General features: G+C 63.4%; 13 protein-coding genes and 1 riboswitch. Of the genes, 4 read left to right on the top strand and 9 right to left on the bottom strand.

Going from position 1 to position 12,701, the window contains the following annotated elements; translation table 11 throughout:
• Positions 1-63 precede the first annotated feature (63 nt).
• Entirely contained in the window at positions 64-1,098 is a 1,035-nt protein-coding gene (locus tag LG385_RS10550; RefSeq protein WP_225774236.1) for an acyltransferase family protein, read from the top strand.
• A gap of 57 nt (positions 1,099-1,155) precedes the next feature.
• Entirely contained in the window at positions 1,156-1,740 is a 585-nt protein-coding gene (gene nfuA / locus LG385_RS10545) for a Fe-S biogenesis protein NfuA (RefSeq protein WP_181117605.1), read from the top strand.
• A 73-nt stretch (positions 1,741-1,813) separates the two neighbouring features.
• Here nfuA and cobM read toward each other — a convergent pair whose 3' ends face one another.
• The 9 genes from cobM to LG385_RS10500 all read right to left on the bottom strand — a co-directional run bounded on the left by cobM (position 1,814) and on the right by LG385_RS10500 (position 9,624).
• Positions 1,814-2,563: a precorrin-4 C(11)-methyltransferase gene (cobM, locus tag LG385_RS10540; protein WP_225774235.1), complete on the bottom strand. Its 750-nt coding sequence runs from the start codon at positions 2,561-2,563 to the stop codon at positions 1,814-1,816.
• A gap of 37 nt (positions 2,564-2,600) precedes the next feature.
• On the bottom strand, positions 2,601-3,002 hold the full coding sequence (locus tag LG385_RS10535; RefSeq protein ID WP_225774234.1) for a cobalamin biosynthesis protein: 402 nt from the start codon (positions 3,000-3,002) through the stop codon (positions 2,601-2,603).
• 5 nt (positions 3,003-3,007) lie between these two features.
• Complete coding sequence (locus LG385_RS10530) at positions 3,008-3,700, bottom strand: CbtA family protein (protein WP_225774233.1); 693 nt, start codon at positions 3,698-3,700, stop codon at positions 3,008-3,010.
• A 10-nt stretch (positions 3,701-3,710) separates the two neighbouring features.
• The gene (locus LG385_RS10525; protein ID WP_225774232.1) at positions 3,711-3,899 is read right to left on the bottom strand and encodes a CbtB domain-containing protein; all 189 of its coding nucleotides are present in this window, start codon (positions 3,897-3,899) and stop codon (positions 3,711-3,713) included.
• A 77-nt stretch (positions 3,900-3,976) separates the two neighbouring features.
• Positions 3,977-4,178: riboswitch (cobalamin riboswitch) on the bottom strand.
• Positions 4,179-4,283: 105 nt separating this feature from the next.
• The gene (locus LG385_RS10520) at positions 4,284-4,559 is read right to left on the bottom strand and encodes a DUF2790 domain-containing protein (protein WP_225774231.1); all 276 of its coding nucleotides are present in this window, start codon (positions 4,557-4,559) and stop codon (positions 4,284-4,286) included.
• Between the two features lie 160 nt (positions 4,560-4,719).
• On the bottom strand, positions 4,720-6,084 hold the full coding sequence (lpdA, locus tag LG385_RS10515; protein WP_225774230.1) for a dihydrolipoyl dehydrogenase: 1,365 nt from the start codon (positions 6,082-6,084) through the stop codon (positions 4,720-4,722).
• Positions 6,085-6,093: 9 nt separating this feature from the next.
• Positions 6,094-7,326 carry a dihydrolipoamide acetyltransferase family protein gene (locus LG385_RS10510; protein WP_225774229.1) on the bottom strand — a complete coding sequence of 411 codons (1,233 nt, stop codon included), beginning with the start codon at positions 7,324-7,326 and terminating at the stop codon, positions 6,094-6,096.
• Positions 7,326-8,387, bottom strand: a complete 1,062-nt coding sequence (locus LG385_RS10505) for an alpha-ketoacid dehydrogenase subunit beta (protein WP_225774228.1) — start codon at positions 8,385-8,387, stop codon at positions 7,326-7,328. The genes LG385_RS10510 and LG385_RS10505 overlap by 1 nt, the downstream gene beginning before the upstream one ends.
• Positions 8,388-8,391: 4 nt before the next feature.
• The gene (locus tag LG385_RS10500) at positions 8,392-9,624 is read right to left on the bottom strand and encodes a 3-methyl-2-oxobutanoate dehydrogenase (2-methylpropanoyl-transferring) subunit alpha (protein ID WP_225774227.1); all 1,233 of its coding nucleotides are present in this window, start codon (positions 9,622-9,624) and stop codon (positions 8,392-8,394) included.
• A 261-nt stretch (positions 9,625-9,885) separates the two neighbouring features.
• Here LG385_RS10500 and LG385_RS10495 point away from each other — a divergent pair, with 261 nt between their 5' ends.
• A complete protein-coding gene (locus LG385_RS10495) occupies positions 9,886-11,535 on the top strand; it encodes an MFS transporter (RefSeq protein WP_225774226.1) in 1,650 nt (549 codons plus the stop codon).
• Complete coding sequence (locus tag LG385_RS10490) at positions 11,532-12,701, top strand: HlyD family secretion protein (RefSeq protein ID WP_225774225.1); 1,170 nt, start codon at positions 11,532-11,534, stop codon at positions 12,699-12,701. The genes LG385_RS10495 and LG385_RS10490 overlap by 4 nt, the downstream gene beginning before the upstream one ends.

Genomic DNA, 12,701 nt, shown 5'->3' with positions numbered 1-12,701 from the left:
CAGTCCCAACTATGAAGTCGCGCCTGAAGGCGCGGGAGTGATTCGAAGGCAAAGGTAACCCTGATGTTGATTTCGATACAGGCACTACGCGCGATCGCGGCATGGATGGTGGTATGTCACCACTTCATGCAGATCTTCTTCAATTTTCAAGCCGCGGGCCCGGTAGGGCACCTGTTCGCTGCAAAAGGGTCGGTCGGGGTAGATATTTTCTTCGTCATCAGCGGGCTGGTGATCTACCTCTCTACTTACGACAAGCCGATGCAGGCGCGAGAATTTCTGCTCAACCGCGCCATCCGCATCATTCCAGCGTACTGGTTCTATACCGTGGCCATGGGGTTACTGCTGTACCTGGCCGGCCACTATATGCCGCACGGGGCCGTGAACTGGCCCACATTTATCCTTTCGCTGCTGTTCATACCCGCTGAAAACCCCGGGGGCTATGGCCTGTACCCAACCTTGAACGTGGGCTGGACGCTGAATTACGAGATGTTCTTCTACCTGGTGTTCTCGTTGGCATTCCTTGCCCCTCGCGCCTGGCGCGCTGTATTCGTGGCAGTCGCCCTGGTGGTGGGTAGCGAGGCCTTCAGCCGGTTGGGGTGGTCCGGGCGCTTCTATGCCAACAACATCGTGTACGAGTTCTTGCTGGGTATCGTCCTGGGCATCGCCTGGCGCCGGGGTTGGATTGGCAAGGGCTTATGGCTGCCGCTCGGGATCATCGCGGCGAGCTGTACGATGATCTATCAGCTCGAGCCTACCAACCGGCTGCTGAACTGGGGCTTGCCGAGCGCAGGTATCGTGGCGGCGTGCCTGGCGCTGGAACCGCGGTTCTCTCATAGCAAGGTGCTCAAATCTCTCGGCGACTGCTCGTACTCGGTTTACCTGGTGCACCTGCTGGTGCTGTACGCAGGCTGGTTCATCTATGAACGCCTGGGTGTGAACCCCTATCTGGTGTTTGGCGCGTTCTGTGTCCCGATGATTCTTGCTATCTCATGGCTGAGTTACCAGTGGCTTGAAAAGCGCTTGTACCACCGCATGAAAGCCTGGATTGCCGGGCCACGCGCCACGTCGGCCCCGACGCTTTCCCGACAAAATTACTAGGACTTTCTCCACGGCCCGCTTTGCCGTAAACTGCGCGCAAGTCTGTGAGGAACCTACATGAGCGCCATAACCATTACCGACGCCGCCCAGGATTACCTGGGCGACCTGCTGAACAAGCAGAACACACCGGGCATCGGCATCCGTGTCTTCATCACCCAGCCCGGCACCCAGTATGCGGAAACCTGCATCGCCTACTGCAAGCCTGGTGAGGAAAAGCCCGACGATACCCCGCTGGGCCTGAAAAGCTTCACGGCCTGGATCGACGCCGTGAGCGAGCCCTTCCTCGATGCCGCCGTGGTGGACTACGCCACCGACCGCATGGGCGGCCAGCTGACCATCAAGGCCCCCAACGCCAAGGTGCCGATGGTCAATGAGGACAGCCCGATCAACGAGCGCATCAACTACTACCTGCAAACCGAGATCAACCCTGGGCTTGCCAGCCACGGCGGCCAGGTCACGCTGATCGAAGTGGTGGAAGACGGCGTGGCAGTGCTTCAGTTCGGTGGTGGTTGCCAGGGCTGTGGCCAGGCGGACGTTACCCTGAAGGAAGGCATCGAGCGCACACTGCTCGAGCGCATCCCGCAGCTCAAGGGCGTACGGGACGTGACCGACCATACCAACCGCGAGAACGCTTACTACTGAGTAAGTTTGTGGGCAGGGCGAGACGTGCTTCGCGGGCTGGCGCCAGCGCCTGCGGCGGGCAGGGCGCCAGAGGTCATTCCGCCCTGTACAGGTGCGCCCGCCCGGCGCGGTAGAGGGCGGAATCTTCGAATACTTCATTGCCCAGCACCTGGCCGACCAGAATTAGCGCCGTGCGCTTGAACGCCTTGGCTTGTGCCTTGGCGACGATATCGCCCAGCGTGCCCGTCACGTAATCCTCATCCGGCCAGCTGGCTTTGTGGATGACAGCGATAGGGCAGTCCCCTCCATAGTGGGGCACCAACTCCTCCACAATAGCCGAAAGATGGCTTACCCCGAGATGGATGGCCATGGTCGCGCCATGCCGGGCCAGGTCCTGCAGCGCTTCGCCGGCGGGCATTGGCGAGCGGGTGCCGTAGCGGGTAAGGACCACAGTCTGGGAAATACCGGGCAGGGTAAGCTCAGCGCCCAGCAGGGCAGCACAGGCCGCCACGGCCGTTACGCCGGGCACGATCTCGTAGGGAATGCCCTGCGCTCGCAGGCAACGGATCTGCTCGCCGATCGCGCCATACAGGCTTGGGTCACCGGAATGCACCCTTGCCACATCCTGGCCCTTGGCGTGGGCGGCCCATATCTCTTCGATGATGGCCTCCAGGTGCAGCTCCGCACTGTTCACCACCCGTTCCGCGGTGTGTTGGGCGAGCAGTGCTTCGGGTACCAGCGAGCCGGCATAGATGATCACCGGGCAGCTGCGGATCAGCCGCTGGCCCTTGACCGTGATCAGGTCCGGGTCGCCGGGGCCGGCGCCAATAAAATAGACGGTCATTGCAAAAGCCTTTGTCCCGGGAACGGTTGAACAGTTTTCATGTTGAAGCCAGCGCCACGGTGGCCTGGTGCGAACACTGGCGGGTGACCAGCAGGCGAGGCGGCAGCGTACTCAGCGTTTGGCAGTGGGCGAGCGCGGCGCTTTCCGCTACGCCATGGCAACCAGTATGGCGCCAGCTCACCTCCGAGCGTTGGCTCAAGAACGGTTCGAATGGCGCGAGGGCGGCGGCAGAGTAACCGCCGAGGGGCAGCATCAAGCGCTCGGCCAAGGCCAGCAGCCCGGGTTCATCCAAGCGGCGCTCGAACGTCGCGATGCCACACAGCTCAGTTGCGAGTGCACCGGCTAGCGCCAATGCCTGATCGAGCAGCCCTTGCAGTTCCGACTCAGTGCAGCCCTGACGGCAGCCGAAACCAGCCACCAGCCAGGCGCGCGTACTCACCGGAGTCAGGCCTGCGGGGCGCGACGGAACAGCCAGGCACTGGCCAGGCCAAGCGCCAGCCAGAACACCACGTTGATGGCCTGTGCGGCCCAGCGGAACTGATGTTCGAGTGCTTCAGGCGCCAGGCTTTCATGGGATGGTGGTTGAGGGGCGCCGATGATGTGGGGGATTACCAGCAATGCCGCACCCGTGATTTTCAGCAGCCAGTTCGGGGAAAACACCATCAACGCCAACGCGACGGCAGTCGACGCCGCCGTACCGATCCACCACAGCTGACGCGAAGTCAGGTCTGCCGCCGCGGTGCCTGGTAACTCGGGCGGCAGCCCCAGGGTGGGTGCAAGCGTGAACACGGCATAACCGGCCAAGCCCCACAGCAGCCCTTCTGCCGTGCGCCCGGGTGCACGCAGGGTGTACAGGCCGGCCAGCATCAGGGCAAAGCCCACCGCGACCACCAAATTGCCGCCCGTGGTGGACAACAGGCGCTGCCAACCGTCCTCGGGTTCCCAGGCCGCGGCTTCGTGCCCATGCTCATGAGCGCCGGCACTGGGCCCCCCGTGGTCATGGGTAGCCGGTGCCGCGGTCTCGTAGGTTTCAGCCTGAAGAATCAACGGGCTGAGCCACAGGCTTTGCATGAAGGTGAGCAACAGGGCCGCGAACAGGCCGGCGAAGCCAGCGGTGCGCAGAATACGCGTCATCATGAACACGCCCTCAGTGGCAAGGGAAAGCCGCGCTGTGGCGGGTGTCATGGGCGGCATTGTGCACGGCGGCGATGTGTGAGAAACCGGCGAAATACACCAGCCCGGCGCCGAGCAGGGTAGCCAGGCACGCCGCCGTTACGCGTTGCGCAAGGGTGGAGGCAGGACGGGTGATAACGTGGCTGGCAGTATGGGCGGACATGGCGCTTCCCTCGGGTGAGTGACGGACAGGCGCCGAGCCTCCGCATTGCGGAGATCGGACAGCCCGCCCACCGCAGGTGTCAATGATATCGATCGGGCCGGTCTCCGGGCTTGCGAGGGGCGGGCAGAGGCCGACCGGTTCGTTCCCCCTTCCCATGCCTGCGCACAGTGGATTGGAAACGCACTCGCTTACCGTTGCGGGGGCAGCACCGGACTGGCCTTGCGGCGCACCGGTTTCCCGTTTCACCCTGCGAAGGGCACCCGAACGAAAGGCTTAAGGAAAGCATGCCAGGGTAGGAACGTCAAATCGAAGGTGCTTGGGTCGGCACCTGCGCGCAAAAGCAAAAGCCCCGGGAAGGCCGGGGCTTTGGGTGCAACGCGGTGATCAACCGTTGGCGCGGTCGTCGTAGCCGCCTTGTTGCAGGTATTGCACCTTGTGCAGCTCACCTTTGCTGTCCTGGTAAACCATGGTCACCGGTACCACGCCGCTTTTGTTGCTGACGTCGGTCTTAGAGATAACTTTCTGGACATCCAACTGCATGCCGTAGTGGTAGGTTTCAACCGGCAAGTTAGCGGTAACGGCGCGGTCGGCACCATCCTGTGCAAAGGCGCCAGTGGCGAATACAGCGGTCAGGGCGGCGATTGCGAATGCGGTTTTCATGTTCGTGTCCTCGGTAGGTGATGAAGTGGCTTTTCGTTGGGGTTAGTAAACCGCTTCACGCGTCGTTCGAGAAATTGAACACTGTGCTGGCAACAATCACCGTTTTTGATAATGGCGCCAGCCGCTCTACGCAGCGGGTTCTGGCGCCTGACGGCCCATTTCAAATATGCAATGCATGCCCCAGCGCCCGCATTGCGGCTTCCTGCACCGCTTCGCCCAGGGTGGGGTGGGCATGAATGGTACCGGCGATGTCTTCAAGCGTGGCGCCCAGCTCCAGCGACTGGCTGAAGGCAGCCGCAAGCTCGGAAACACCCGGGCCCACGGCCTGCCAGCCGAGGATCAGGTGGTCATCCTCGCGCGCTACCACCCGCACGAAGCCGGTGGTAGCGCCCAGGGTCATGGCACGCCCATTGGCGGCGAAGGGGAAGCTGGCAACCAGCGCCTGCCCGCCGGCCTGCTCTGGCGTAAGCCCCGCGACCACGATTTCCGGGTCGGTGTAGCACACCGCCGGGATCGCCCGGGGCGTGAACGCTCGGCGGTGCCCCGCAATGAGCTCGGCCACCATCTCACCTTGCGCCATCGCCCGGTGAGCCAACATGGGCTCACCCGTTACATCGCCGATGGCCCACACATCGGTCATGCTGGTACGGCAACAGGCATCTACCTTGATAGCCCGCCCAGCCATGGCCAGATCAAGCGCTTCCAGCCCGTAGCCTTCGGTGCGAGGTGCGCGCCCCACCGCCACCAGCACCCGGTCAGCCTCCAGTGTTAGTGGCTCGCCGCCAGGCCCGCGCACGCTCAAACATTGTGCTCCGGCATCGTAAGCCTCTACCGCATGGCCTTCGAGAGTCGCGATGCCCAGTTGCTTCATCCGCTGGGCAACCGGTTGGCTCAGTTCGGCGTCGTAGGCAGGCAACAGCCTGGGCTGCGCTTCGATCACCGTGACCTGCGCGCCCAGCTTGCGGTAAGCGATGCCCAGTTCCAGGCCGATATAGCCGCCGCCAATCACCGCCAGATGGCGGGGCAGGCTGGAAGGGGACAGCGCAGCAGTGGAGTCGAGGACCGCCCCGCCCAGCGGCAGGCTCGCAAGCGTAACGCTGCGCGAGCCGGTGGCCAGCACCAAGTGCTTGCAGTGGATACGGGTGTCGCCTACCTGCACCGTTTTGCCGTCCACCAACGTGCCACGGCCGTGGACCACCGTAACGTTGTGCTTTTTCAGCAAGGCGGCTACGCCGCTGGTTAGCCGGTCGACCATGGTGTTTTTCCAGCCGACGGCGCTGGCAAGGTCCAGCTGCGGGTTTGAAGCGCTGACGCCGAACGGCGTGGGCTCGCTCACCTGATGAAAATGCTCGGCGACATGGATCAACGCCTTGGAAGGGATGCACCCTACGTTCAAGCAAGTGCCGCCCAATGCTTCAGCCTCCACCAATACGGTGGGTATGCCCAACTGCCCGGCGCGAATGGCCGTGACGTAACCACCCGGGCCGCCGCCCAGGACCAAAAGTTTTGTTTCCAGCGTGTGCATGGTCGGGCCTTATTCGATGAAGAGGGTGGCAGGCTGTTCGAGGAGCTGGCGTACCGCCTGGATGAACCGGGCAGCGTCCATGCCATCCACCACCCGGTGGTCGAACGAACTTGAGAGGTTCATCATCTTGCGGATCACGATCTGGCCATCCACTACCATTGGCCGCTCGACCATCCGGTTCACCCCCACGATGGCCACTTCCGGCAGGTTCAGCACTGGCGTGGAAACAATGCCCCCCAATGCGCCGAGGCTGGTGAGGGTGATGGTCGACCCCGAGAGGATTTCCCGCTCTGCCTTGCCGTGGCGGGCCGCTGCTGCGATGCGGGTGATTTCATTGGCATTGCCCCACAGGTCCCGCTGTTGGGCATCGCGTAGCACGGGTACCAGCAAGCCGTGGTCGCCCTGGGTGGCGATCCCTACATGCACCGCGCTGTGGCGGTCCACCACCTGTTCTTCGTCGTTGTACCGAGCGTTGAGCTGGGGGAAATCGCGCAACGCCACCACCAATGCGCGTACCAGCAGCGGCAGCAGCGTGAGCTTGCCTCGCACCTCGCCCCATTTACCGTTAAGTTGCTGGCGCAGGGCCTCCAACGCGGTAACGTCTATCTCCTCCACATAGCTGAAATGCGCGGCGCGCCGAGTGGCCTCCTGCATACGCTCGGCGATCTTTCGGCGCAGGCCGATCACCGGTACCGCCTGTACCTGGTCCTCGGCGGCGCAAACGGGCCCCTTACCCAGCGGCTGCTGTGCGGCGTCCAGGTCTGCGTGAACGATCCGCCCCGCCGGGCCGCTACCTTTGACGGCAGCCAGGTCGATCCCGGCCTCCCAGGCGCGCTTGCGCACGGCCGGGGAGGCCAGCGGGCGCTCGGTGGTTACCTCGGGTTCAGGTGCTTTGGCCACTACCTCTGGCGTAACGCGTGGCTGAGGCGGCGCAGAAACTGCCGGAGCGGGCTGAGGCGCCGCAGGCGCAGTCGCCGTGGCGAGCTTGAGATTGCCGGCACCTTCAACTTCCAGGCGGATCAGCTCACTGCCAACAGCCATGGTCTGCCCCGGCGTAGCGCCCAGGGCGACAACCTGGCCAGAAACCGGGCTAGGGATTTCCACAGTGGCCTTGTCGGTCATCACATCGGCCAGCACCTGGTCTTCAGTGACCGTATCGCCAACCTTCACGTACCACTCCACCAGTTCCACCTGGGCGATGCCTTCGCCAATGTCGGGCATCTTGATCACATGCTGGCCCATCAACGCACCTCCATCGCGCGCTTGAGCGCCGCGCCCACTCGGGTGGGGCCGGGGAAGTAAGCCCATTCCTGAGCGTGAGGGTAGGGGGTATCCCACCCCGCCACCCGTTCGATAGGCGCCTCCAGCCAGTAGAAGCAGTGCTCTTGCACCAGGGCCAACAGCTCGGCGCCCAGCCCGCAGGTTTGCGTAGCCTCATGCACGATCACGCAGCGGCGGGGTTTTTTCACGGACTCCACCAGCGTGTCCAGGTCCAGTGGCCAGAGGCTGCGCAGGTCGATCACCTCTGCGTCCACACCCGTCTCGCTGGCCGCGGCAAGGGCCACATGCACGGTGGTGCCGTAGGTGATCACAGTCACCTCGCTGCCGGCGCGCACCACAGCGGCGCTGTCCAGCGGTACCCGGTAGTAACCTTCGGGCACGGCGCTGGCCGCATGGGCGGACCAGGCCGTTACCGGGCGATCGTGGTGGCCGTCAAACGGGCCGTTGTACAAGCGCTTGGGCTCCAGGAAGATCACCGGGTCATCGCATTCGATGGCGGCGATCAGCAAGCCTTTGGCGTCATAGGGATTGGAGGGCATCACTGTGCGCAACCCGCACACCTGGGTAAAGATGGCTTCAGGGCTTTGGCTGTGGGTTTGCCCGCCGTAGATGCCGCCACCGCACGGCATTCGCACGGTGATCGGCGCAGTGAAGTCGCCCGCCGACCGGAAGCGCAGGCGCGCGGCCTCTGAGGTTAGCTGGTCGTAGGCCGGGTACACGTAGTCGGCGAACTGGATTTCGGCAACCGGGCGCAGGCCGTAGGCGCCCATGCCAACTGCTACCCCTACAATGCCGCTTTCGGAGATGGGCGTGTCGAACACGCGGCTTTTGCCGTATTTGGCCTGCAAGCCCTCGGTGCAGCGAAATACCCCGCCGAAATATCCGACGTCTTCGCCAAAGGTGATTACGGTAGGGTCGCGTTCGAGCATCACGTCCAGGGCAGAGCGGATAGCCTGCACCATGGTCATCGCCCGGGTGTCCTGCGAAACGCTTGGATGGTCGATCTGTTGTGGGCTGTTCATGTGCTCAAATCCCCATCTGCTGGCGCTGGCGGCGCAGGTGCGCAGGCATGTCGTGGTACACATCCTCGAAGATGGTCGCGGCGCTGGCGTAAGCGTCGCCGCCGAGGGTGCCGTGGCGCTCCGCTTCGCGGGTTGCGCTGATCACCTCCTGTTCGAGCTCGGCTACCAGGGCCTCGTGCTGGGCTTCGGACCATTCACCCAAGGCAATCAGGTGGCGCTTGAGGCGCAGGATCGGGTCCCCCAACGGGAAGTGGGCCCAGTCATCGGCGGGCCGATATTTAGACGGGTCATCCGAGGTTGAGTGCGGGCCGGCGCGGTAGGTCACCCACTCGATCAAGGTTGGGCCCAGATTGCTGCGAGCGCGCTCCGCGGCCCAGCGGGAAACGGCATGCACCGCGAGGAAGTCGTTGCCATCCACCCGCAGCGAGGCGATGCCGCTGCCCACGCCGCGGCCGGCGAATGTCGTTGCCTCACCGCCGGCAATGTGCTGGAAGCTGGAGATCGCCCACTGGTTATTCACCACGTTGAGGATCACCGGCGCGCGGTACACGTGTGCGAAGGTAAGGGCGGTGTGGAAGTCCGATTCGGCGGTAGAGCCATCGCCGATCCAGGCGGACGCGATGCGGGTATCCCCACGGATCGCCGACGCCATGGCCCAGCCCACGCCTTGCACGAACTGGGTGGCCAGGTTGCCGGAAATACTGAAAAAACCCGCGGCCTTGTTGGAGTACATCACCGGCAGCTGGCGGCCCTTGAGCGGGTCGCATTCGTTGGAAAAAAGCTGGCAGATCATTTCGAACAGCGGTACCTGCCGAGCCAACAGGATGCTTTGCTGCCGGTAAGTGGGAAAGCACATGTCATCGTTTCGCAGCGCAAGGGCATGGGCGGTGCCGATGGCTTCCTCTCCCAGGCTTTGCACGTAGAAGGACATTTTCTTCTGCCGCTGGGCGGTCACCATCCGCGTATCGAATACCCGTGTCTTGACCATGGTCCGCAAGCCGGCATGGAGGGTTTGCATAGCGATCGGCTCGGCCCAGGGGCCTACGCCCTGATCGTTCTCGTCGAGTACGCGCACCAGGCCCACCGCAAGGTCGGCGGTATCGCGTGCGTCAATATCGATGGGGGGCTTGCGGGCGCTGCCGGCGGGGCGCAGCTGAAGGTAACTGAAGTCGGTCTGGCAACCTGGCCGGCCTGATGGCTCAGGCACGTGCAGGCGTAGCGGTTCATCGGCGTCCACGTTCTACAACCCTCGATCTTGTGTTTATTGGGGAGTTGCTGAAGCTGCATGGGATTAATTCTAGGCCCCCAAAGGTAGAGTTTTTTTCTCTTTTGAAGCGAAGGCTTGCCGTGGGGCAGGGCAAACGTTCTGCCCACGGCCTGCGGGAAGGAATAAATGCCCTGAAAGAAGACCCCTCTTGCCAGGGATGAGTGAAGTCATCAGGGCCGAAACTTTTTGTTCCGTGCCGCTACTAAGCCACAGTCAACTTCAGGTAAGGGTATGGATCGGTACGCACCCCGTGAATGGGAGCCCCACGAGCGGCCATCAATGCCAGGCTCGCCGTCGACGCCCTTGCATCCCACCCCTCGCCGGATCGCTTATGCCTTGGTGGGATTGCTGGTGGGCATCACCGGGGGGCTGGGCAATGCGCTGGTGACCGCAAACCTGGTGTACCTGCAGGGCGCCTTGGGGGTTACCAGCGCCGAGATCGCCTGGTTGCCTGCCGCTTACGTGATGACCAATGTGACCATGAACCTGCTGCTGGTGAAGTTTCGCCAGCAGTTCGGGCTGCGGGCCTTCACCGAGGTTTTTCTGGGCCTGTATGTGGTAGTGACCCTGGCTCACCTGTTCGTCAATGACCTGGGCTCGGCCATAGCCGTACGCGCGGCCCATGGCATGGTGGGCGCGGCGCTCAGCTCACTGGGGCTGTATTACATGATCCAGGCGCTGCCGGCTAAGTGGCGCCTCAAGGCGTTGGTGCTAGGCCTGGGCACGGCGCAGCTTGCGTTGCCGCTCGCCCGGTTGGTGTCTGAAGACCTTCTGCAGATTGCCGAATGGCGGGGCCTTTACCTGTTTGAACTGGGCTTGGCGACCACGGCGCTGGCGTGCGTGTTCTGGCTCAAACTGCCGCCAGGGGACCGCTTTCATACCTTCGAGCCATTGGACTTCCTCACGTTCGCCTTGCTGGCGCCGGGGGTGGGGCTGCTGGTAGCGGTGTTGTCCCTGGGGCGGATCGAGTGGTGGCTTGACGCACCCTGGATTGGTGTTGCGCTCGCCGCCGCTATTGTTTTGATTCTCGCGGGCCTGTGCATCGAGCATAACCGCCGCAACCCGCTGCTCATGACCCGTTGGTTGGGCAGTGGTCCCATAGTGCGGCTTGGCCTGGCGGTGGTATTGATCCGTATGGTCACTTCGGAACAGTCCACCGGCGCGGTAGGCTTCATGCAGTACTTGAACATGGGCAGCGAGCAATTGTTCAGCCTGTATGTCGTGATGTTGATCGGCAGCGTGGCGGGGTTGGCGATCAGTGCGCTCACCATTCACCCCGACCATCTGTTCCGACCGCTGCTGGTGTCAGTGGGGCTGATGGCGATCGGCGCCTTGATGGACAGCTTTTCCAACAACCTCACCCGGCCACCGCAGCTGTATGCAAGCCAGTTTCTGCTGGCCTTCGGCAGCACCTACTTCCTCGGCCCGACCATGGTGCTGGGCACTCGCAACGTCATTGCCAACCCACGCAACCTGGTGAGCTTTTCGGTGCTGTTCGGGATTGCCCAGAACCTGGGCGGGCTGTTGGGGGCCGCTTTGCTGGGCACCTGGCAAGTGGCCCGGGAGAAGTTTCACTCCAGCCATATCGTCGAGCAGCTGATGGCTACCGATCCGCGTGTGGCTGCACGTGTGAGCAGCGGGGGGGCGAGCTATGCCCAGGCCATCGCTGACACCCAAGCCCGCGCCACTCAGGGCCTGCGCGTACTGGCCAATGCCGCCACGCGCGAAGCGAACGTGATGGCCTACAACGACGTGTTTATGCTGATTGCGATCATCGCGATCCTTACGCTGATCTGGATGTCCATACGCGTACTCTGGCTCGCCAGTAATGCCCGCGCTGCCCAGGCAGCCAGTGCCCAATCTTCCGGCAATCGTTCATGACCGACACCACGCAGCCCACGCCGCAAGCCACTACGACCACCGCCATCGCCGCTACTCCGGAAGGCCAGACACCGCCCGCCGACCGAATGGCCGAAACCCGCCCGCGGCGTACCAAGGTACTTTCCGCGCTGGCGTTCGGTAGCCTGGCGCTGTTGGGCGTATTGGTGGTGCTCTATGCGTGGCAGCTGCCACCGTTCGCCAGTGCGATCGAAAGCACCGAAAATGCCTTGGTGCGTGGGCAGGTCACCCTTATCAGCCCACAGCTCAGCGGTTATGTGTTCGAAGTACCGGTTCAGGATTTTCAGTACGTGAAAGCCGGTGACCTGCTGGTACGGCTGGATGATCGCATCTATCGCCAGCGGCTGGCTCAGGCCGAGGCTAACCTGGCGTCTCAGCGAGCGGCACTGGCCAACAACCGGCAGCAGAAGCGCAGCGCACAGGCCACCGTGGAACAGCGCAAGGCGGCCGTAGGCAGCGCCCAGGCGCAGGCCACCAAGGCCGCCGCTGACCTTCAGCGCAGCCTGGCCCTGGCGCCTGATGGTTCGATTTCACGCAGCGAGCTGGACGTCAGCCGGGCAGCCGCTGCGCAGGCCAAGGCCAGCCTGGCGCAAGCCAGCGCGGCGGTAAAAATCGCCGAGGAAGATCTGCGCAGCGTGGACGTAAACCGCGATTCGCTGGAGGCGGCGGTGAGCAACGCGGTGGCGGCGCTGGAACTGGCGCGCATCGACCTTGACAATACCCGGGTCACCGCTCCGCGCGATGGGCAACTGGGCCAGATCGGGGTGCGACTCGGCGGGTGGGTAAACTCGGGCGCGCAGTTGATGGCGCTGGTGCCGGACACGGCGTGGGTCATCGCCAATTTCAAGGAAACCCAGATGGCCAACATGCGTATCGGCCAGCCGGCGAGCTTTACCGTGGACGCTCTGAATCACAGGCGATTCACCGGGAAAGTCCAGGAAATCGCCCCGGCCACCGGCATAGAGTTCAGCCTGCTGCAGGCCGACAACGCCACCGGCAACTTCGTGAAAATTGCCCAGCGTATTCCGGTGCGCATTATCGTGGACCCCGGCCAGCCAGAGGCCCGCCGCCTGCGCCCCGGATTATCGGTGGTGGTCAGCGTGGACACCGGGTTTGAAGTAGAGCAGGACCGCCCGGTAACCCGGTAG

It is taken from the genome of Pseudomonas sp. Marseille-Q5115, assembly GCF_916618905.1.
Lineage (GTDB): Bacteria > Pseudomonadota > Gammaproteobacteria > Pseudomonadales > Pseudomonadaceae > Aquipseudomonas > Aquipseudomonas japonica_A.
Note: the sequence above shows the minus strand (reverse complement) of the source record. Positions and strands in the feature narration are given on the sequence as shown.